General features: G+C 45.7%; 18 protein-coding genes. 3 read left to right on the top strand and 15 right to left on the bottom strand.

Annotated elements, in window-relative coordinates; translation table 11 throughout:
• Positions 1-34: 34 nt before the first annotated feature.
• The 5 genes from trpS to nsrR form a co-directional block, all read right to left on the bottom strand.
• The gene (gene trpS, locus ACWPOD_RS22310; RefSeq protein ID WP_005395367.1) at positions 35-1,051 is read right to left on the bottom strand and encodes a tryptophan--tRNA ligase; all 1,017 of its coding nucleotides are present in this window, start codon (positions 1,049-1,051) and stop codon (positions 35-37) included.
• A 115-nt stretch (positions 1,052-1,166) separates the two neighbouring features.
• Complete coding sequence (locus ACWPOD_RS22305; protein WP_005395368.1) at positions 1,167-1,853, bottom strand: phosphoglycolate phosphatase; 687 nt, start codon at positions 1,851-1,853, stop codon at positions 1,167-1,169.
• A 99-nt stretch (positions 1,854-1,952) separates the two neighbouring features.
• Positions 1,953-2,699 carry a 23S rRNA (guanosine(2251)-2'-O)-methyltransferase RlmB gene (rlmB, locus tag ACWPOD_RS22300; RefSeq protein ID WP_167426180.1) on the bottom strand — a complete coding sequence of 249 codons (747 nt, stop codon included), beginning with the start codon at positions 2,697-2,699 and terminating at the stop codon, positions 1,953-1,955.
• A gap of 70 nt (positions 2,700-2,769) precedes the next feature.
• Positions 2,770-5,274: a ribonuclease R gene (gene rnr / locus ACWPOD_RS22295; RefSeq protein WP_167426179.1), complete on the bottom strand. Its 2,505-nt coding sequence runs from the start codon at positions 5,272-5,274 to the stop codon at positions 2,770-2,772.
• A 115-nt stretch (positions 5,275-5,389) separates the two neighbouring features.
• Entirely contained in the window at positions 5,390-5,815 is a 426-nt protein-coding gene (gene nsrR, locus ACWPOD_RS22290; protein ID WP_005387939.1) for a nitric oxide-sensing transcriptional repressor NsrR, read from the bottom strand.
• A 157-nt stretch (positions 5,816-5,972) separates the two neighbouring features.
• On the opposite strand from nsrR, the gene hmpA reads away from it, so the two are divergent.
• The gene (hmpA, locus tag ACWPOD_RS22285; RefSeq protein ID WP_167426178.1) at positions 5,973-7,157 is read left to right on the top strand and encodes an NO-inducible flavohemoprotein; all 1,185 of its coding nucleotides are present in this window, start codon (positions 5,973-5,975) and stop codon (positions 7,155-7,157) included.
• Positions 7,158-7,241: 84 nt separating this feature from the next.
• On the opposite strand, the gene motX is transcribed toward hmpA, so the two are convergent.
• Positions 7,242-7,877, bottom strand: coding sequence for a flagellar protein MotX (gene motX / locus ACWPOD_RS22280; protein WP_005387944.1), 636 nt, complete (start codon positions 7,875-7,877; stop codon positions 7,242-7,244).
• A gap of 218 nt (positions 7,878-8,095) precedes the next feature.
• Positions 8,096-9,412, bottom strand: coding sequence for an adenylosuccinate synthase (locus ACWPOD_RS22275; RefSeq protein WP_005395372.1), 1,317 nt, complete (start codon positions 9,410-9,412; stop codon positions 8,096-8,098).
• Positions 9,413-9,584: 172 nt separating this feature from the next.
• On the opposite strand from ACWPOD_RS22275, the gene ACWPOD_RS22270 reads away from it, so the two are divergent.
• Positions 9,585-9,770 carry a DUF2065 domain-containing protein gene (locus ACWPOD_RS22270; RefSeq protein WP_005381383.1) on the top strand — a complete coding sequence of 62 codons (186 nt, stop codon included), beginning with the start codon at positions 9,585-9,587 and terminating at the stop codon, positions 9,768-9,770.
• 62 nt (positions 9,771-9,832) lie between these two features.
• Here ACWPOD_RS22270 and hflC read toward each other — a convergent pair whose 3' ends face one another.
• From hflC to tsaE, 8 genes are all read right to left on the bottom strand, one after another.
• Positions 9,833-10,813 carry a protease modulator HflC gene (gene hflC, locus ACWPOD_RS22265; protein ID WP_005395373.1) on the bottom strand — a complete coding sequence of 327 codons (981 nt, stop codon included), beginning with the start codon at positions 10,811-10,813 and terminating at the stop codon, positions 9,833-9,835.
• A 2-nt stretch (positions 10,814-10,815) separates the two neighbouring features.
• Positions 10,816-12,021 (bottom strand): FtsH protease activity modulator HflK, encoded by a 1,206-nt coding sequence (gene hflK, locus ACWPOD_RS22260; RefSeq protein WP_167426177.1) that lies wholly within the window; start codon positions 12,019-12,021, stop codon positions 10,816-10,818.
• A 45-nt stretch (positions 12,022-12,066) separates the two neighbouring features.
• Positions 12,067-13,356 (bottom strand): ribosome rescue GTPase HflX, encoded by a 1,290-nt coding sequence (gene hflX / locus ACWPOD_RS22255; RefSeq protein ID WP_167426176.1) that lies wholly within the window; start codon positions 13,354-13,356, stop codon positions 12,067-12,069.
• Between the two features lie 38 nt (positions 13,357-13,394).
• Positions 13,395-13,658: an RNA chaperone Hfq gene (hfq, locus tag ACWPOD_RS22250; protein ID WP_005381379.1), complete on the bottom strand. Its 264-nt coding sequence runs from the start codon at positions 13,656-13,658 to the stop codon at positions 13,395-13,397.
• 193 nt (positions 13,659-13,851) lie between these two features.
• Entirely contained in the window at positions 13,852-14,784 is a 933-nt protein-coding gene (gene miaA / locus ACWPOD_RS22245) for a tRNA (adenosine(37)-N6)-dimethylallyltransferase MiaA (RefSeq protein ID WP_005395375.1), read from the bottom strand.
• Positions 14,781-16,793, bottom strand: coding sequence for a DNA mismatch repair endonuclease MutL (gene mutL, locus ACWPOD_RS22240; RefSeq protein WP_456232245.1), 2,013 nt, complete (start codon positions 16,791-16,793; stop codon positions 14,781-14,783). The genes miaA and mutL overlap by 4 nt, the downstream gene beginning before the upstream one ends.
• A gap of 18 nt (positions 16,794-16,811) precedes the next feature.
• Positions 16,812-18,527 carry a LysM peptidoglycan-binding domain-containing protein gene (locus ACWPOD_RS22235; protein WP_167426174.1) on the bottom strand — a complete coding sequence of 572 codons (1,716 nt, stop codon included), beginning with the start codon at positions 18,525-18,527 and terminating at the stop codon, positions 16,812-16,814.
• Positions 18,521-18,985 (bottom strand): tRNA (adenosine(37)-N6)-threonylcarbamoyltransferase complex ATPase subunit type 1 TsaE, encoded by a 465-nt coding sequence (gene tsaE / locus ACWPOD_RS22230; protein WP_005395381.1) that lies wholly within the window; start codon positions 18,983-18,985, stop codon positions 18,521-18,523. Before tsaE ends, ACWPOD_RS22235 begins: the two co-directional genes overlap by 7 nt.
• Before the next feature lie 277 nt (positions 18,986-19,262).
• Between tsaE and queG the strand changes: the two genes are divergently transcribed.
• Positions 19,263-20,390 (top strand): tRNA epoxyqueuosine(34) reductase QueG, encoded by a 1,128-nt coding sequence (gene queG / locus ACWPOD_RS22225; protein WP_167426173.1) that lies wholly within the window; start codon positions 19,263-19,265, stop codon positions 20,388-20,390.
• The last annotated feature ends 693 nt before the right edge of the window (positions 20,391-21,083 follow it).

Here is a 21,083-nt window from a genome sequence, read left to right as displayed (position 1 = left end):
CAACGTGGAGCTTTTTGTAATCTATTCTTAGCGACTATGGGCGAGCGACAAAGCCTACCGCTTTGTATGCTTTCTTCAGCGTTTCAGCAGCGCGAGCCGATGCTTTTTCTGCACCTTGCTGCATTACCTCATCCATGTAAGCACGATCAGCGCGAATACGATGGTATTCTGCTTGAATTGGCTCCAGCATTGCTACAACCGCCTCGCCAACATCTTTCTTAAATGGGCCATACATTTCTACGCCTTTGTACTTGGCTTCGATATCTTCAAAGCTCATTCCTGTCGCCGCAGAGTAAAGTCCCATTAGGTTCGCGATACCCGCTTTGTTCTCGATATCATGGCGAATGCTTGGTGGGGTTTCGGTGTCTGTTTGCGCCTTGTTGATCTTCTTGATGATCGACTTTGGCTCTTCAAGCAGAGTAATCACGTTCTTACGGTTATCATCTGACTTCGACATTTTCTTCGTCGCGTCTTGAAGACTCATCACACGTGCATTGACTGTTGGAATGTACGGCTCAGGAACGGTAAAAATCGGACTCTCTGGTGAGTAGATGTTGTTAAAACGCGTTGCGATATCACGTGCTAACTCAAGATGCTGTTTCTGGTCGCTACCAACTGGCACTTGGTGTGCGCCGTAAAGCAAAATATCTGCTGCCATCAACACAGGGTAATCAAACAGCCCCACGTTTACGTCATTTGCGTAACGTGCCGATTTGTCTTTAAACTGAGTCATACGGCTCAGCTCACCCATTTGCGTGTAACAGTTAAGAAGCCAACCAAGTTGAGCATGCTCTGGTACGTGTGACTGAACAAATAGCGTGCTCTTCTTCGGATCAACACCAACTGCCAGACAAATTGCCAGTGCGTCTAATGTCGCTTCATGCAGTGCTTTAGGATCCTGACGAACCGTAATCGCATGAAGGTCTACTACACAGTATTGGCAATCATAATCGTCTTGCATCTGCTGCCATTGACGTAGAGCACCCAAGTAGTTACCGATACTTAGTTCACCTGACGGTTGAACACCACTCAATACAATGGGTTTGCTCATTAGAATGATTCCTTTGACTTCTTAATCTAATTAAAATGAAAAACCGTGCGGCTTTTAGCGCACGGTTTACTCAGTGTACTCATTAACAAGTATTTTGGAAGATCTTTTGTTGCCGTTATGCAGAAACAGCGACGACTTCCAGTAATTCCGCGAGGCGGTTCGCCACTACGTCAGGGTTCGAAGCTGAAATGGGCTCGCCATGGTTATAACCGTAAGTTAAACCAAATGAAGCACAACCCGCATTTTTCGCCGCCAAGATATCGTTTTTCGAATCACCAACCATCAGCATCTCTGCTGGTTTTACCTGGTGCTTTTCCATTAGCCAGTTCAGCGCCACCGGGTTTGGTTTTTTCTCTGGAAACGCGTCACCACCTAATACGTCTACGAAGTACTTGGCGATGTCATGCTGCTCTAGAATTTCTGGTACGAATTTCGAGGGCTTGTTCGTCACAATCGCCATCGTAAAACCAGCTTGGTGTAGCTCTTCAAGCGTCTCTTTTACTGTTGGGTAAAGGTGACTTAGCTTATGGCCGCTTTGCTTGTAGTATTCATCAAACAGCTCACGCGCTTTAGCACGCAGCTCATCACTCAAATCACTGCTGATGGTCATGCTTTGGCTTAATGCACGTCCAATCAATATATCTGCACCATTACCAACGTAATCACGCACCTGCTCTTCTGATACAGAAGGATAGCCTAACGCCTGAACTGCTTGATCGGCCGCTACGGCAAGATCTGGCACGCTATCAAGCAGTGTTCCATCCAGATCAAAAGCAATCAATTTAATATCTTGTTGGGTCATAAATTCCCTAGCTAAAATAACACAGGATGGTTCCCCATCCTGTGTGCTTAATCTTGATGTCACTCAGTGTCACACTCAGCGACGCTTAGTGTGCTCGCCTTATTTTTGGGTAGCCAAACGCTGACGAACCGCTTCAAACAAACAGATACCAGAAGCCACTGATACGTTCAAGCTTGATACACTGCCCGCCATAGGGATCTTAATTAAATCATCGCAGGTTTCGCGAGTAAGACGACGCATACCATCACCTTCAGCACCCATCACGATAGCAAGAGGACCAGTAAGCTTAGCTTGATAAATGTCGTGCGTAGCTTCACCAGCCGTACCCACAAACCAAATACCTTTTTCCTGTAGCGTACGCATTGTACGTGCAAGGTTGGTTACACGAATCAAAGGCACAACCTCTGCAGCGCCACATGCTACTTTACTTACCGTGGCATTCATTGGTGCAGAACGATCTTTCGGTACGATGATCGCCGCAGCGCCTGCCGCATCTGCGTTACGCAAACACGCACCAAGGTTGTGCGGGTCCGTCACACCATCCAGCACTAACAGTAGCGGTGATTCATGCTGCGCTAAGATGTCATCAATGTCGTTCTCGTTCAGCTGTTTTGCTGGTTTTACGCGAGCAATGATGCCTTGGTGATTTGCACCACGCGCTTTGTCATCCAGTGTTTTACGCGTCATTTGTTGAATAGAGACACCACAAACCTGAAGATCATTTAGGATTGGCATTAGGCGATCATCTTGACGACCTTTTAAAACGTATGCCTCGATAAAACGCTCTGGTTCGCGCTCCAATACCGCTTTCACTGCGTGAATGCCGTAGATAAATTCGTTACTCATTGTTTAACCTGTTGTTCGGGTCGTATTGCCTGCGCCAGCTGAGTTTGAACTGAGCTGGCGCTTCAGCCTACTACGCTTCTTTTTTAGTGCGCTTGGTTTTCTTCGGCTTACTGTGTGGCTTTTTTTTACGTGCTTTTTTCACTTTAGGCTTCTTTTTGCCTTCGGCGTCATCACGTTTGGGGCCATTGCGCTTACTCACTGCGCCCGTTTCTTCTGGGCGTTTAGTTGGCTCTATCGCAGGAACTGCACGAGCCGCGCCACCTTCTTTCGATGAAGAGCGAGTCGCAGCGCGTTTTTTATCTTTCGCTTTGCGTTTTGCTTCCGCTGCGCGTTTCTTCGCAGTCTTACCTTCGCCGCGTAGCTTACGACTTGTTTCGACCAATTCAAAGTCAATTTGCTTATCATCGAGGTTAACAGCCAGTACTTTTACTTTTACTGCATCGCCTAAGCGGTAGATGTTACCGAAACTTTCACCAATAAGTCGTTGACCAATCGGGTCAAATTGATAGTAGTCGTTCGCAAGGGTAGAAATATGTACCAAACCATCGATGTGCAAATCCGTTAAACGTACAAAGAAGCCAAAGCTAGTGACATTAGCAATAACACCGTCTAGTTCGTCACCGACGTGGTCTTGCATATATTCACACTTCAGCCAATCCGCAACATCACGTGTTGCATCATCAGCACGGCGCTCTGTCATCGAACATTGTTCGCCGTAAAAATCCATGTCGTCAAACGAGTAATGATAGCCACCTGTTGGTGTCCAGCGATCTTGATTACTACCTTCTTCTTTAGCAATCAGATACTTGATTGCACGGTGAAGTAACAAGTCAGGGTAACGACGAATTGGCGACGTAAAGTGCGCATAGCGTTTCAATGCCAACCCAAAGTGCCCCGCGTTATCTGCGTTGTATACCGCTTGCTTCATTGAGCGTAGCAGCATAGTCTGAATCAACTCTTGATCTTGACGCCCGGAGATTTGACGTGCGAGATCGGCATAGTCCGTTGGTGAAGGCTCTAAACCACCTTTTAGCTCAAGACCAAGTTCACTTAAGAAGTCACGGAAACCTTGCAGGCGTAATTCACCTGGAGATTCGTGGATACGATAGAGCGCGGGCTCTTTCGCTTTTTCTACCAGCGATGCCGAAGCAATGTTGGCTAAAATCATACATTCTTCGATGATCTTATGCGCGTCATTACGAATTACTGGCTCAATGCTTTCGATTTTACGTTCCGCATTGAAAATAAATTTGGTTTCAACGGTTTCAAATTCGATTGCACCGCGTTGATCTCGTGCTTCTTTCAGCACTTTGTACATCTTGTGCAGCTCTTCTAGATGAGAAACAAGCGGCTGGTAGCGCTCACGTAGTTCTTCATCCCCTTCTAGAATCGCGCTCACTTTGCTATATGTGAGACGAGCGTGCGAGTTCATCACGGCTTCGTAGTGCTTGTAGCCCGATAGTTTACCCGTCTCTGAGATGGTCATTTCGCACACCATACACAAGCGATCAACTTGTGGGTTAAGTGAACACAAACCATTTGATAGCACTTCCGGTAGCATTGGCACTACTTGCGATGGGAAGTACACCGAGTTACCACGGTTGATGGCTTCTTTATCCAGCGCAGAGTCAGGGCGAACGTAGTAACTGACGTCAGCAATCGCTACCCATAAACGCCAACCACCTTCTTTGTTCTTCTCACAGTAAACAGCATCATCAAAGTCTCGTGCGTCTTCGCCGTCAATGGTCACAAGTGGTAACTCACGTAGATCCACACGACCAACTTTGGCTTCTTCTGGTACTTCTTCGCCTAAGTTTTCGATTTGTTTATCGACGGCCTCTGGCCACTCGTGAGGGATTTGGTGTGTACGAATCGCAATTTGCGTTTCCATACCTGGTGCCATATTTTCACCAAGTACTTCAACCACTTTACCCATCATGCCACGTGAGCGTGAGCCACGATCAGTAATTTCAATCACGACCACGTTACCCATGCGTGCACCCGCTTTGTGCTCATTTGGGATCAGAATATCTTGGCTGATACGCGAGTCATCAGGGACAACATAGGAATAACCATATTCGAGGAAGAAACGACCGACGATTTGATCATTACGCTCCTCTAACACTCGAACCAAGCGCCCTTCACGACGACCGCGCTTGCTGTTGTCTGTAGGTTGCACTAAAACAAAGTCACCGTGGATGATGTTCTTCATTTGATGGTGCGGTAACAGAATATCATCATCCTTGCCGACGCTGCCTTCTGGACGCACCCAACCGTGGCCATCACGATGACCAATCACGTAACCTTTCACCATTTCAAGTTTTTCAGGCAATGCGTAGCACTGACGGCGGGTAAACACCAGTTGACCATCTCGCTCCATCGCACGTAGCCGACGACGCAACCCTTCGTATTGCTCTTCGCCCTCAAGCTTTAGTGCCTCATACAAGTCGTTGCGATTCATTGGAACGCCCGCTTGCTCTAGAAACTCGATGATAAACTCTCGGCTTGGAATTGGATTTTCGTAATTTTTGGATTCACGATCTGCAAAAGGATCGTTTGGAATATTGTCTGACATAGGCACGCCTATCTAGCAAGGAAGGTATATGGCTAGTATATCTGAGTCTCTCGATAAGCTACAGAATTGCTTTGAAAAAAGAATGATCGAGATCGACTCTAGACGTGCAAATGAGTTAAGGACGAGCCAGTAAGATCAACAACTCAGAATTGTCGCTCAGCAAGGATTCGATCGTGCAATCATCCAGCTCCGCCAAAAAGGCACTTTTTGCTTTTGCCAATTTATCTTTGAGGCGACAGGCAGGGGTAATATGGCAAAAATCTACGCCGCAATTGACCAAATCTAACGGCTCTAAATCTCGCACGACACCACCTACTGTGATTTCAGAAGCAGGTTTCATCAGCCGAATACCACCGTTTTTTCCACGCACGGTGTGGACATAGCCTAGTTGCCCTAAACGGTTGATAACTTTAACCATATGGTTACGTGACACACCAAATAAATCCGTCACTTCAGTGATATTAGTTAACTCATCTTCCGGCAACGAAGCCAAGAAAATTAAGGTTCTCAACGCATAATCAGTAAAGCTCGTTAACTGCATATTCTCTCCCAAAGTGCGACTCAATAACTCGCTGGTGACACTAAAACGCCAAACTTGAGCTATCGATAAAAGTGTAAATCTTTTCTTGATCGAAAGATACATTTGAGATACAACTTTAAACATGCATTATAAATACAACTTAAAGTAGGAAGCCCATATGCTCAGCAATCAAACCATCGAGATCGTCAAAGCGACCGCACCACTTATCGCCGAAACGGGACCAAAACTGACCGCACACTTTTATGAACGTATGTTTACTCATAACCCTGAGTTGAAAGATATTTTTAATATGAGTAACCAGCGTAACGGCGATCAGCGTGAAGCGCTATTCAACGCCATCTGCGCCTATGCTGCCAATATTGAAAATTTGCCAGCCCTACTTGGCGCAGTAGAAAAAATTGCGCATAAACACACGAGCTTTTTGATCACAGAAGATCAGTACCAAATCGTTGGTAAACACTTACTTGCGACGATTGATGAGTTGTTTAATCCAGGTCAGGAAGTGTTGGATGCTTGGGCTGAGGCTTACGGCGTACTTGCGAATGTATTTATTCAGCGCGAAGAACAAATTTACCAACAAAATGAAGCTTTGGAAGGCGGTTGGCGCGGTCTACGCGAATTTGAGTTAGTCGATAAACAAATAGAGAGCGAACACATTTGCAGCTTTGTGTTTAAGCCAACCGATGGCCAAAAAGTAGCACCGTATAAACCGGGACAATATCTTGGCATCTATATCAACAGTGACCAGTTAGAAAACCAAGAAATTCGCCAATATAGCCTATCTTCTGCGGTCCAAGAGAACACCTACCGTATCTCAGTAAAACGTGAAGAAGGCGGAAAAGTATCGAACTTCCTGCACGATAGCCTGAACATTAGCGAAAAAGTGCAGCTTGCCGCCCCTGCCGGTGATTTCTTTATGGATGCCGAACCACAAACACCCGTTGTTCTAATTTCTGCAGGTGTAGGACTTACGCCAACGCTGTCCATGCTAGAAAGTCTCTCAGCACATCAAGCACCTGTAACTTGGGTTCATGCAACAGAAAATGGTCAACAGCATGCTTTCAAGCAACACGTGAACCAACTAGTCGCGGCGAAAGAAAACATGAACGCGCTCGTTTGGTATAACCACCCAACGGCAGAAGACAAGCTAGGTGAAGACTTCCACTTCAAGGGTTTTGTCAATCTGTATGAAATTGAAGCCGCATTAAAGCAAGATAACGTGCAGGTGTACTTCTGTGGCCCTGTCGGGTTCATGCAGCACGTAGCGAAACAACTATTAGAACTTGGCGTACCACAAGAGCAATTCCATTACGAATGCTTCGGTCCACACAAAGTCGTTTAATCGCTCAAGATTACTCTTCGGGAAAACAACAAAGCCCACATTATGTGAGCTTTGTTGTATGAAGTTGTTTGCCTTGATAGGACGTTACCAAAAGGTGTCTCGCCTTTTAGCTCGAGCAATAACGTTTTGTGGCATGCGCTGCTCGAGGCCATTTCTCAATACAGTGATGCGCTTATGCTGCCGCTTATCTGCTGTGACAGAGTTATATAGCCAACGATACGCATCTTCGTAATCAAGTGGGCTGCCGTAATCACGCAGGAGTAATTCGGCTAAATGAATACGCGCATTTAGGTTTCCCATTGAGGCGGCTTCTCGCAAGTAAGGAATCGCTCGCTCTTTATCTTGCTGCACTAAAGTGCCACGCGAATAGTATCGACCAATCTGCTCTAGCGCGGCTGGTAATCCTTGATGTGCTGCATTTTCTATGTAGTAAAGACCCAGTTCGACATCTTGCTCAACACACACACCCCAAGCCAACATATCTCCGTATAGAAATTCATAAGCGGGTAAGTTAATTCGAGTCGCACGAGCAACGATATCCTCCACCAGCTGGCAGTTATCAGCGCGCACACGTTGTAAGTGCTTATTTTGCTCAATAAGCTTTATCAGCTCTGCTTCGGTGTAGATAGGAACTGGCGCCCCCACATCAGCAACATTGGCTTTCGCTGTGGTAGCTACCAAGGTCAATAACAGTGAAGCAGCCACTGTTCGTAACTTCATAAACGTACTCTTTAAGGTATCTAAGAAACCAAAGATCGATGAAGGATCTCCTCTGCTTGATAACCTTATCGGCAAAAACCAGCTAAGCTTTAGACAATTTTTGCCTCTGACTTAGACTCAGCGGCAAAAATTTGCCATATGAGAATCACTGCCGTTTTTGTTCAGATACAAAAAAGCCGACCAGAAGGTCGGCTTTTGCAATCTTTAACGACTATCAATTAAGCTTCGAATGGATGAACCTTGATGATAGTTTCGTTGCGGTCAGGACCTGTTGAAATGATATCTACAGGCACACCTGTTAACTCTTCAATACGCTTGATGTAGTTAAGAGCCGCTTGTGGTAGATCTTCTAGCGCTTTAGCACCGAATGTGTTCTCAGACCAACCAGGCATTGTTTCGTAGATTGGCGTTGCTTTTTCGAATGCTTCAGCAGCCATCGGAGAAACTTCTAGCACAGAGCCATCTTCCATCTTGTAACCAGTACAGATTTTTAGCTCTTCTAGACCATCTAGTACGTCTAGTTTAGTTAGACAGAAACCAGATACAGAGTTGATTTGGATTGCACGACGCATAGCAACAGCATCGAACCAACCTGTACGGCGTAGACGACCAGTTGTCGCACCGAACTCGTGGCCAACTTCACCTAAGTGCTTACCAATTGGATCTTGCTTATCTAGACCATCGTATAGTTCTGTCGGGAATGGACCTGCACCAACGCGAGTACAGTACGCTTTCGCGATACCCAAGATGTAACCGATGTGACGAGGACCAAAACCTGAACCTGCAGCAACACCACCAGCAGTCGTGTTAGAAGACGTTACGTATGGGTAAGTACCGTGGTCGATATCAAGTAGCGTACCTTGTGCACCTTCGAACATGATCTTATCGCCGCGCTTACGTGCTGCGTCTAGTTCGTCAGTTACGTCGATAACCATTGAAGTAAGTAGCTCTGCGTAGCCTTTTGCTTCTTCAAGCACAGCTTCGTAGCTTACTGGTTCCGCTTTGTAGAAGTTAACGAGTTGGAAGTTATGGAACTCCATGACTTCTTTTAGCTTCTCAGCGAACGATTCCATATCGAATAGGTCGCCAACGCGTAGACCGCGACGAGCAACTTTATCTTCGTATGCTGGACCGATACCACGACCTGTTGTACCGATAGCTTTTTTACCGCGAGCGATTTCGCGAGCTTGGTCCATTGCAACGTGGTAAGGAAGAATTAGCGGACATGCTTCAGAAATGAAAAGACGCTCGCGTACTGGAATACCGCGCTCTTCAAGAGGTTTCATTTCTTTAAGTAGAGCTTCAGGTGATAGTACAACACCGTTACCGATAACACATTTTACGTTATCGCGAAGGATACCTGATGGAATTAAGTGAAGAACGGTTTTTTCACCGTCAATTACGAGAGTATGACCTGCGTTGTGACCGCCTTGGTAGCGTACCACGTATTTTGCATCTTCAGTTAAAAGGTCTACGATTTTACCTTTACCTTCGTCACCCCATTGGGTGCCTAGAACGACTACGTTATTTCCCATCTTTCCAAGTCTGATTGCTAGTTAAAAATGGATTCTAGCACCGAATCACGCTTCTTGCAGTCATTTTTTGTTCACAGAGTTGCTACCAGAATGTCATCTTGCTGCTTTGCTCATTTTGAAATCAGCATATCACTGATAGTATTTAGTTTTCTTTATTCGACTGGAAAGCGGTATGTCTGAATCCATATGGTTGGCGATTGGGCTCGTCTTGATCGTGGAAGGCATTGGACCACTCATTGCTCCAAACGGTTGGCGGAATATGGTGGCTCAATTAAGTGAACAGCCCAACAATCAGCTACGACGCATCGGTGGCTGCCTAGTAGTTGCTGGAGCCGTAATCGCCATAATGATGAGCTAGCACTTAGCATCAGATACAAAAAAGGCTCCCTAAGGAGCCTTGTGTTTCATTTGACGCTGAGATTATTTCTCCATGCCGCCCTTCGACTGGTTCATGTATTGGAAGAACTCACTCTTCGGATCAAGTACCAGGATATCGCTCTTAGAGCTGAAGGACTTCTCATACGCACGTAGCGAACGTAGGAAGCTAAAGAATTCAGGGTCTTTGTTGTATGCTTCAGCATAAATCTTCGCAGCTTCAGCATCCGCCTCACCTCGTGTTACACGAGCAGTCTTATCAGCTTCAGCTAGAATGGTTGCCACTTCTAGCTCAGCTTGAGCACGAATAACTTCCGCTTTCTCACGACCTTGAGAACGGTGCTTACGAGCTACAGACTCACGCTCTGCACGCATACGGCGGTAGATAGACTCACTGATTTCATCAGGCAGGTTGATTTTCTTCATGCGGAAATCAACAACACGAACACCTAAGTCTTTCATCGCGCTTTCACGCGTGTCTTTCAATACTTCAGACATAATTAGGTCACGTTCACCATCAATCTCAAGCGCTTCACGTGCCGCTTCAGTTGCGACAACATCTGCACTTGCATCTTCTGGTAGTACATCATCGTTACGTGGACCAGATACAATCTGTTTGATTTCACGAGCACCGATTTCAGAACGAAGCACATCTGTTACTTTACGCTCAAGTAGTGCCTCCGCCGTTAGCGAATTACCACCGCCTGTTGCTAGGTAGTAACGACCAAAGTCTTCAATACGCCACTTCACGTAGGTATCAATAATAACGTCTTTTTTCTCAGACGTTACGAAACGGTCTGCACGGCCATCCATCGTTTGGATACGTGCATCAAGTTGTTTCACACGGTCAAACAGAGGCATCTTGAAATGCAAACCAGGTTCGTAAATTCGAGTGATGTCGTTGTTGTCTTTAAGAACACGACCAAATCGAACCACGATACCGCGCTCACCTTCAGGAATCACAAACAAAGACATCAACATTAATGCCAGTGCGATTACCAATACAGGGATCATTAACTTACGCATTCTTAGTATCTCCCTTGACGTGAACCTGTTGAACGAGACTGCGTGTTCGAAGTGTCTTCTTGTGTACGCTCAGACTCCAGTTGAATTTGATCGTAGGTTGAAGATGACTTCGATTTACGTTTTGTGTCTGCCTGACCTTCTTGGCCCGCCAACTTATCGATTGGAAGGTACAGAAGATTGCCGCTTGATTCAGAGTCAATCAACACTTTCGAAGTGCTTGAGTACACCTCTTCCATTGCGTCAATGTACAGACGGTCACGCGTTACACCTGGTGCCGCTTGGTATTCTGGTAGTAGTTTTTCGAACTGTGCTACCTGACCAAGAGCCTCGTTAGTGACACGCTCATTGTAACCTTGTGCTTCTTTCTTCAAACGTTCAGCACGACCCGTTGCCTTCGGCAAGATTTCGTTCTTGTATGCTTCAGCTTCACGGATGAAACGCTCTTCATCCTCACGAGCTGCGATTGCATCATCAAACGCATCTTTCACTTGCTCTGGTGGACGCGCAGACTGGAAGTTTACGTCAACAAGTACCAGACCCATATCATAGCTATCAATGATTTGGTTCAGTGTTTCTTGCGTAGTTTGACGAATTTGCTGACGACCACTGGTTAGAATGCTATCCATCAATGAGTCACCAATTACTGCACGTAGTGCAGAATCCGTTGCTTGACGCAAGCTATCGTCTGCATTGGTTACACGGTACAAGTATTTGTACGGGTCAGTCACTCGGTACTGAACATCCATCGCGACTGTTACGACGTTTTCATCTTTAGTCAGCATTAGACCAGATGCACGTAGTGAACGAATCGCTTGTACGTTTACCGCTTCGTATTCATCAATAAAACGAGGGCGCCAGTTAAGGCCTGGGTCTACGATACGATCGTATTTACCTAAACGCAGCACAACACCACGCTCTGCTTCACCGATGGTGTAAAAACCAGCGAAGAACCAAACTGCAACAGCAATAAGAGCAATCACGCCAAAGCCAATTGCACTACCACCACCGCCGCCGATTGGAGAACCACCGCCGTCTTTTTTACCAAACTTGCCACCCAGTTTTTGACTCAGTTTATTGAACACTTCATCTAAATCTGGCGGACCTTGATCTCGGCCACCAGGACGCTGGCCACCACGATTATTATTACCCCAAGGGTCATTATCGCGGCCATTGTTGCCGTTGTTATTTCCAGGCTCATTCCACGCCATTAGAAAGCTCCATCATTTGATATGACGTTATACTGTAGCAGTCCTTTAAGTGACTATAAAGCCAGTCAAAACTGCCCCTTCTCTTTTTTCAAGTCTAGACCAATCTACTTGCTGCATTCGAATATCGATCAACAAGTTACCATCCTGGTCATATTCCTCACGTTGAATACACTTCATTTGGAAGAAGGTACTACGGAATCGTCCTTGATACTGTGGAGGAATTCGCAACTGATGCTCGACCATTTGTGACGCCAGACGTTCCGTCAGTGCCTCAAACAGGACATCAATGCCCAACCCATCCATTGCTGAAACCCAAACTGCGCGAGGTACGCCTTCCTCGTCTCGTTCTATATGTGGTTTCTGCGAATCTAGATTGTCGATTTTGTTCATGACAACCAGAGTCGGCACTTCATGTGCGTCGATCTCTTCTAGTACTTCATGAACAGCTTGAATATTCTCACGAAAACGCTCATCACTGGCATCAACAACATGTAACAAAATGTCAGCTTCTTGCGTTTCCTGCAAGGTTGCCTTGAAGGCCGCAACCAAGTCGTGAGGCAAGTGTCGAATAAAACCAACCGTGTCTGCCAAAATGGCAGGCCCAACATCTGCTAACTCTATCTTACGTAAAGTCGGGTCCAAAGTAGCAAATAGTTGATCAGCGGCATACACGCCAGCTTCTGTAATACGGTTGAAGAGTGTCGACTTACCCGCGTTGGTGTAACCCACAAGTGAAACCGTTGGGATTTCAGCTCGATTTCGGGCGCGGCGCCCTTGTTCACGCTGCTTCGCTACTTTGTCTAAGCGTCGCAGGATGGCTTTGATTCTGTCACGCAATAAGCGACGGTCGGTTTCCAGCTGGGTTTCACCCGGGCCACGTAAACCGATACCCCCTTTCTGCCTTTCAAGGTGCGTCCAACCACGAATCAAACGAGTAGAGATATGACGAAGTTGAGCCAGCTCTACCTGTAGCTTACCTTCGTGTGTTCGAGCTCGTTGAGCAAAGATATCGAGAATAAGACCAGTGCGGTCGAGAACTCGACATTGGCACAGTGCTTCGAGGTTACGTTCTTGGGCAGGAGAGAGGGCGTGATTAAAAATCACAATTTCGGCACCTGTCGACTGTACCGCAGTAGCAATCTCTTGGGCCTTACCCTCTCCGACATAGTATTTCGGGTGTGGGGATTGACGACTACCAGTTACCACTTGTAGCGCCTCTACCCCAGCAGAAGAAACCAGCATTTCGAACTCAGCCAGATCTTCCCATTCACCTTCTTGCGTGAAGTTGATATGAACAAGTACGGCTCGCTCACCGGATTCATAACGGTCAAACAAGCAATCAACTCCTTATTTTAAAAATACTCGATGAAGAATTAATCTTCTGATTTCTCTTGTGGACGCTCACCTTGTGGACGTTCACCGCTGTGATGGCTCACTGGACGAGCCGGCACAACTGTTGAGATCGCGTGCTTGTACACCATTTGGTTAACAGTATTCTTCAGCAGGATCACAAATTGATCGAATGATTCGATCTGACCTTGTAGTTTAATACCATTCACAAGGTAGATAGATACCGGGATACGCTCACGACGTAGCGCGTTTAGAAATGGGTCTTGTAGAGATTGCCCCTTAGCCATTTTATTTTCCTTATTTAATTTGTAGTTGTAATTATTTAGCTAGTGGTGCAATGCAAAAGATACTGCTTTTGCATCTGAGCTAAACGAATCAAAAATGCACTCTAAGTAATTAGCAGCATAGTATAAAAACCGCCAACAACAGATCCTTTGAGAGTGCGTTCACGCAAAAACGATCACATTATACACAGCTATGTCAATCAGATGCTATTGCTTCCGACATCGTTTCTAATGCCTGTTCAATGTTCTCGCTATCCAACCAAGTTAAGTCATCCCAGCTGCGTAACCAGGTGATTTGACGCTTGGCCAATTGACGAGTCGCGCATACGCCACGAAATACTGCTTCGTCACGTGTACACTCCCCATCTAAATACTCCCACATCTGTCGGTAACCGACGCATCGTATGGAAGGAAGATCGGGGTGAAGATCTTTTCGCGAATGTAGCGCTTTCATTTCTTCTTCAAAGCCCGCTTCCATCATCTTTTCGAAACGAAGTTCAATTCGACGGTGAAGTTCTGCCCTATCCTTGGGAGCTATTGCAAACTGCTTGACTCGGTATGGCAGGCTTTCACCTTTCGTTTGAGTCAATTCAGTCAAAGTTTTACCTGAAATACGAAAAACTTCCAATGCCCGAGATAAACGTTGGGGATCATTGGGATGGATTCTCGCTGCTGACACAGGATCAACCTCTTTGAGTTCATCGTGCAACACTGACCAACCTTTAGTCAATGCTTCTTGTTCAATTTGCTGACGAATTTCAGGATTTGCAGCAGGAAGTGGGGATAAACCTTCAAGTAGCGCCTTATAATACAGCATTGTCCCACCCACTAAGAGTGGAATTTTTCCTTCTGCAACAATATCATCCATCGCTTTCAATGCATCACGACGAAAGTCGGCTACAGAGTAAGATTCGCTCGGATCCAAAATATCAATCAAGCGATGAGGCGCTAAACTTAACTCTTTTTCATCCGGTTTCGCCGTACCGATATCCATCCCTTTATAGATCAAAGCAGAATCAACACTGATGATCTCAACCGGGAACTTTTGACGAAGACGAATCGCCAACTCAGTTTTGCCTGATGCAGTTGGCCCCATTAAAAATAGCGCCAAAGGTAGTTTATCTGTCATGGTTTTAATTTGGCTATCGTGGCAGAGAAATCAACAGCGGATACAAATTTTGTATCTTCTAATGGCAATTGACCATCTCTTAGCTGTTCAAGTTCCGCAATAATTTGAATTGCTTCAGAAAAAGTATAGTGACTCTTCACTGTCGTGACCTGCAATGCGAGCCAATCTATCAACTCAGACAGCATCTGAGCTGTTGCTATACCTTCCTTCACACAAGATTGCGCGTAAGATAACAGATCTGGTACTAGATTTTGTAAGTTTTGTTGACGTAGCGGCGCGGGAACGCCCATCACCATTAAGGCTTGCTCATTTCTCGCTTTCAATTGAATGCCAAGTAACGCCAAATCTTGTTGATAATCTTGAGCCAGCTTCACTAACTCGGCCTCTAACTTAATAGATAGAGGAACGAGTAGAGGCTGTGCTTTAAGCGCGCCATCGCTTGGAGTGAGCTGCCCTTTTACACGATAAAATTCCGCTCTAGGTAACGAGACTAACGCCGCCCCACTGTCACTGCTCATCAAAACAAATTGCTCATCGACCATCACTAGCGCTTTGCCTAATGCATTAATCGATGGAAGTGATGCATTCGAAGTTGCCTTTTGGGGCTCTATCGGCGTTACGGGTTGAGACTCAAACTCTGGCGTTTTCAACAGCTCGTGATAAGCGCGTACTTCTTGTTTAGTTGGGGCTGGTTCTACGTGGCGCTCTTTACTGTGACTTGGCTTTGGTGCGGGTTTGGATTCCACCCAATCAGTACGCTTGAACGAGTCCGCAACGCGAGCTTCTCGCACGGAAGTATCCCTAGGACTGCGATCGCGAGGTTTAACTTCATAATCACTGCGTCCAGGATAAGCCGGTGTACTCTCTATCGCTTGATAAACACGCTCTGGAACTGGTGAAGGTGTCGGCCTTTGCATTTTTTCAGGCGCAGGCGAATGCTCAACCTCTTCGGACTCATTCGGTTCCACACGATGAAATGCCGATTCATTAACCTGTGGTTTATCAATCACGGCGCTTTGCGCAAGTGCATCCGCCAAAGCTTGATAGATGAAATCATGCACTAAACGAGCTTGGTGAAAGCGCACTTCATGCTTAGCGGGGTGGACATTCACATCCACTTGGTGTGGGTCTAACTCAATAAAGAGCACATAGGCAGCGAACTGATCTGGCTTTAAGCTCATTTCATAGCTTTGACGAATCGCGTGATTGATTAATTTGTCACGCATCATTCGGCCATTCACATAGCAATACTGTAAATCGCTTTGCTGCCTTGCTCCCTCTGGAGTGGTAATCCAACCATGTAGCTTTAACCCTTGATGCTCAAGCTCGATTCTGAGCATATGCCGCACAAACGCATTACCGCAGACAGCTGCAATACGTTTTTCGGTTTGAAGCTGATTTTTCGCCGCGCGATATTGACGGATGATCTTGCCGTTATGACGCACATTGATGGTGACATCAAAGCGACTTAACGCAATGCGTTTCAATAACTCATCAATATGAGCAAATTCGGTTTTCTCCGTACGAAGAAATTTGCGACGCGCTGGAGTATTAAAAAATAAATCCAACACCTCAACAGTCGTACCAATCGGGTGCGCTGCAGGCTTAAGCTTCACCTGCATATCACGCCCTTCGGAGTAGGCACTCCAGGCTTCTTCTTGTGCCGCAGGACGCGATGTGAGCGTCAAACGCGAGACTGAGCTAATACTGGCTAACGCTTCACCGCGAAAACCTAGACTCATGATGGCTTCAAGATCATCCAAGGTATGTATCTTAGATGTAGCATGACGACTGAGCGCCAAGCCGAGTTCATCTTTCGCGATACCTTTGCCGTTATCACGAACACGAATCAGCTTTGCGCCTCCTTTCTCGATATCAATATCGATTCGAGTTGCGCCAGAATCAAGACTATTTTCAACCAGTTCTTTAATTACAGAGGCGGGTCTTTCGACCACTTCCCCTGCTGCAATTTGGTTTGCAAGTCTAGCTGGCAAAATTTTAATCGTCATAATGAGTTAAAAGCTCACCTACTTGTTTGGAATGATAAGAACTTGCCCAACCGCCAGCTGATCAGAGCGTAAGTTGTTCGCTTTACGAATATTCGAAACGCTGACGCCGTATTTGGACGCTATTTTACCAAGGTATTCACCTCGAGAAACTTTGTGCTTACGGATCGGCTTATCTTTGACAGCAACGGTTATCTTCAACTTTTGTCCTACCCACAAGGTATCTGACTTCAAGTTGTTCTCACGGCGGATATCTGAAACCTTCACTTTATAGTGACTCGCAATCTTACCTAAGAACTCACCTGACTTAACCTTATGAATGATGGTTTCTGTCTCAACAGTAATCGGTTTACTTGGTACTTTAATCGTGCCAGCAGAAGGGATTTTGAGCTTCTGACCAATTGCTAATCCAGTCGACTTCAAGTTGTTTGCCGACATCAGCGCTTTAGAGCTAAGCCCATATTTATTCGCAATCACCGATAACGACTCGCCACGTTTTACGGTATGCACTATTGGCTTCGCTGAAGGCGAGAATACCGTACCCTCTGGTGGATTATCTTTTAAGTACTTAACGACCGCCTTAGTGATCGCCTGAGCTAACTTATCTTGGTGCGCTCGTTGAAACAGCAACCGCTCTTCTGTTGGGTTAGAAATAAAGCCCGTTTCCACTAATACAGACGGAATCTGCGGAGAGCGTAAAACAGCAAGGCTAGTATTAATCGGTTTGGTGTTATGCAGGTGCGCAACACGTCCCATCTCACCAAGGATTTCTGTTGCCAGCTTATACCCTTCTTTTTGTGAATGACTAAACTGCAAGTCCAACAAAGTTTGGTTCACGTTACGATCTTTGGTCTTAGTGAAGAACGCATTACCCGAACCACCTAATATTTCAGATTGTTTCTCATGGTTCTCAACCCAGCGAGCAATTTCAGTATTTGCACGACGGGTATTCAGCACGAAAACCGAACCTCCGCGAGGCTTCGGTGAGGTAAACGCATCAGCGTGAATGGAAATCAGTAAGTGCGCATCATTTTCACGGGCAATGGCTACACGACGGTTTAGATTCACAAAGTAATCTCCGGTACGTGTCATACGCGTTTTAATCCCAGGCGTAGCATCGAGCTGAGCAGCAATTTTTCTTGAGATACTCAATACCGCGTCTTTCTCGTACTTACGGCGTGAAGGGCCAATAGAGCCAGGATCTTCACCACCGTGACCAGGGTCGATAACGATCAAGACTTCTTGAGCTCGTTGAACTGAACTCATGTCTTTGCTGGTCGCCGCTGGCTTGCTCGGTTTAGAAGCTGAAGTCGATGCTTTCTTACCGTGCGGCAGGTCAATCACCAAACGGTGACCATATTGCCCGCCAGGTGTTGGGCTTAATTTAAACAATTCCGCTTGAACGCTCTTTTTCAGTTCAAACACCAAACGGTAGGTGCCCTTCTCTGGCGGAGAGCTTTTTCGAACTAGCTTTAAAACCGGGCTGTCCGTAACAGTAACAGGCAGTTTGGCCTGCATGGTCGTGCTTTTTAAATCCACGACAAGACGATCCGGTCCGGATAAAGAGAAATAGGAATAGTCAGCTTCCGAGCCTAAATCGATGACAACACGCGTTTCATCAGGAGAAGGCCAAACTCGAAAACTCTTAACGACGTTAGCAAATGCTAAATTGGGGATGAGAAGGAGAAAAGTGGCGACAAACGTCGCCACTACTCTAAAATTTGAAAAACTCAACATAGCTCCAATCGACTGAGTAACTGCACACCATAATCATTATTAGCTGTTAGTTCGGCTACACGCTGCTCACCTTGGTAGCGAATGTTCACATCAAGATCCGGTTGTGGCAACAAACCATGCCCTTTTTCAGGCCATTCAACCAAGCAAATTGCATCATCTGTGAAGTAATCTCGAATCCCCATGAACTCAAGCTCTTCAGGATCCGCAAGACGATAAAGATCGAAATGGTACACTTGCCACTGATCCAACTGATACGGTTCGACTAGAGTATAAGTTGGGCTTTTCACGTTACCTTGATGGCCAAGAGCACGGACAAAACCACGACTAAAGGTTGTTTTACCTGCACCCAAATCACCATGCAGATAAATTGTGGTTTGTTGCGAACAAAGGTGAGCCAGAGCGGTACCTAGTGCAACCGTTTCGTGCTCATCTTTTAAATTGAATTGTTTCGTGCTCATTGATGCTTCTCTAACTAATGATCGTTGACTATATAAAAATCAAAAGAACAGGAATAGTAAACCGTGTTGGTTTTGAGAGACAAGCTTTCAAATGTCATATGTGCGAAAAAAGTATTCAAGGAACGGTATCTTAATCACCTTAGTATCGACCTAGATTTAGAATATATGCAAATGACTTCAATAAGCAGTATTCACAGCATCAAAAACGTCCCTAACTGGGTAGCACCAAAGCCAGAGATCCGTTAAGATCCGCCCCCCTTTTATTCCGGTGGTTAGCATGAACTACGAACAACTCGCACAACAAATCAAAATTTGGGGAAAAGAGCTCGGCTTCCAAAAAGTTGGGATCTGCGACGTTGATCTGAGTGAGCATGAAGCCGCCCTGCAAAAATGGCTCGATGCAGGCTATCACGGCTCAATGAACTGGATGGCTCGTCACGGTATGATGCGAGCTAGACCCAATGAGCTACTCCCGGGAACCGTTCGTGTGATCAGCGTTCGGATGGACTACCTACCACCAGAAGCACAATTCGCTTCGAACCTAGCGAATAAAAATCATGCCTATATTAGTCGCTATGCATTAGGGCGTGATTATCACAAGCTCGTCAGAAAACAACTGAATAAACTTGGCAAACTTATTGAACAAGAAGTTGGTCAGTATGGTTACCGACCTTTCGTCGACTCCGCACCAATATTGGAGCGACCACTCGCCCAAAAAGCAGGCTTAGGCTGGACAGGGAAACATTCCCTGATTTTAGATCAAGACTGTGGCTCGTGGTTCTTTTTAGGCGAGTTACTTATCGACTTGCCACTTCCCGTTGACGAACCAAGCGTTGATCAGTGCGGTAAATGCAAAGCATGCATTACCTCATGCCCAACACAAGCCATCGTTGAAGACAAAGTTGTTGATGCTAGACGCTGCATCTCTTACCTCACCATCGAGTTCGATGGCGTGATCCCTGAAGAGTTTCGCAAGCCAATGGGTAACCGCATTTATGGCTGTGATGACTGCCAATTGGTTTGCCCATGGAATCGCTACGCCGACATAACGGAGCAGAGTGATTTCCATCGTCGCGATAGTTTCAAAAACCCGGACCTCGTAGACATGTTTAACTGGGATGAAGCGACTTTTCTAAAAAATATGGAAGGCTCCGCTATTCGTCGCATTGGTCATATACAGTGGCTGCGTAATATTGCTGTCGCACTTGGTAATGCAGAATACAGTCAACGAGTCATTGATGCGTTAGAAAGTCGACAAGGTGAAAATAAATTACTTGATGAACACATCAAATGGGCTTTGGCCGAGCAACTGAATCAACTCCCCATTGAGAATAAAGCATCTACAGAGACGAAAAAGCAGCGCTTAATAAGAATCGTCGAGAAGGGGCTACCAAGAGACGCATAGTGCGTAGTCTATATGCAAGAGATTGAAAGCACTTTTACATGTTCAATTCATGACCTTGTTCTCAATTTTGTAATGTGGAAAAAAATTTGAGATTCAAGAAAAACAAGCTAGCAGAAAAAAGTTAAACACAGCTTGGAGAAATGACTAGGATCAAAAAAATACCAGTTAATGATCGTATTTTAACGTATCCGATCCGACAAAAAACTTATTTTTCTCTTATTTAACAAAGACTTAATCAATGTTTCGTTATTATTTCGACTTTCCTTCAGCGAAAAGATCTTTCTTATCCATCGCAAAAAGTCAAGCTAAAAACACTTTATCAACTAACTTATCCACAGAACGACGTATGTGGATAACTCTGTTAATTAAAGTAGATAAAACATGCAGAACCTCATCATACTTGTACGCCAGCCGATTCATATCGTGTTTTAAACACAAACGAAATCGTCCGACATCATATGATGCGGATAAAATTTAGTTTTTGGGGATTCATGCTTCGCAGCATTATGAAAAGAGCGATGTGATTGGTTGCGAGAAGCAGGAACTGAATCAAGCGGCGCATCCGTCGACGACTTAGGATTGTGCTAATAAATAAGCATTCAATCTATCGTCTTGTATTTGGTTGCGGGGGCCGGATTTGAACCGACGACCTTCGGGTTATGAGCCCGACGAGCTACCAAGCTGCTCCACCCC

The organism is Vibrio sp. JZG120 (assembly GCF_053890955.1).
This window is presented reverse-complemented; position numbering and strand designations above follow the sequence as displayed.

Excerpts from the sequence above, each read along its gene's own strand:
- miaA (WP_005395375.1), bottom strand. The coding sequence starts at position 14,784 with ATGACAGATAAACTACCTTTGGCGCTATTTTTAATGGGGCCAACTGCA.
- hfq (WP_005381379.1), bottom strand. The coding sequence starts at position 13,658 with ATGGCTAAGGGGCAATCTCTACAAGACCCATTTCTAAACGCGCTACGT.
- tsaE (WP_005395381.1), bottom strand. The coding sequence starts at position 18,985 with ATGAGCACGAAACAATTCAATTTAAAAGATGAGCACGAAACGGTTGCA.
- trpS (WP_005395367.1), bottom strand. The coding sequence starts at position 1,051 with ATGAGCAAACCCATTGTATTGAGTGGTGTTCAACCGTCAGGTGAACTA.
- hflK (WP_167426177.1), bottom strand. The coding sequence starts at position 12,021 with ATGGCGTGGAATGAGCCTGGAAATAACAACGGCAACAATGGCCGCGAT.
- rnr (WP_167426179.1), bottom strand. The coding sequence starts at position 5,274 with ATGTCAGACAATATTCCAAACGATCCTTTTGCAGATCGTGAATCCAAA.
- queG (WP_167426173.1), top strand. The coding sequence starts at position 19,263 with ATGAACTACGAACAACTCGCACAACAAATCAAAATTTGGGGAAAAGAG.
- hmpA (WP_167426178.1), top strand. The coding sequence starts at position 5,973 with ATGCTCAGCAATCAAACCATCGAGATCGTCAAAGCGACCGCACCACTT.
- rlmB (WP_167426180.1), bottom strand. The coding sequence starts at position 2,699 with ATGAGTAACGAATTTATCTACGGCATTCACGCAGTGAAAGCGGTATTG.
- mutL (WP_456232245.1), bottom strand. The coding sequence starts at position 16,793 with ATGACGATTAAAATTTTGCCAGCTAGACTTGCAAACCAAATTGCAGCA.
- hflC (WP_005395373.1), bottom strand. The coding sequence starts at position 10,813 with ATGCGTAAGTTAATGATCCCTGTATTGGTAATCGCACTGGCATTAATG.
- ACWPOD_RS22275 (WP_005395372.1), bottom strand. The coding sequence starts at position 9,412 with ATGGGAAATAACGTAGTCGTTCTAGGCACCCAATGGGGTGACGAAGGT.
- ACWPOD_RS22235 (WP_167426174.1), bottom strand. The coding sequence starts at position 18,527 with ATGTTGAGTTTTTCAAATTTTAGAGTAGTGGCGACGTTTGTCGCCACT.
- ACWPOD_RS22305 (WP_005395368.1), bottom strand. The coding sequence starts at position 1,853 with ATGACCCAACAAGATATTAAATTGATTGCTTTTGATCTGGATGGAACA.
- motX (WP_005387944.1), bottom strand. The coding sequence starts at position 7,877 with ATGAAGTTACGAACAGTGGCTGCTTCACTGTTATTGACCTTGGTAGCT.
- nsrR (WP_005387939.1), bottom strand. The coding sequence starts at position 5,815 with ATGCAGTTAACGAGCTTTACTGATTATGCGTTGAGAACCTTAATTTTC.
- ACWPOD_RS22270 (WP_005381383.1), top strand. The coding sequence starts at position 9,585 with ATGTCTGAATCCATATGGTTGGCGATTGGGCTCGTCTTGATCGTGGAA.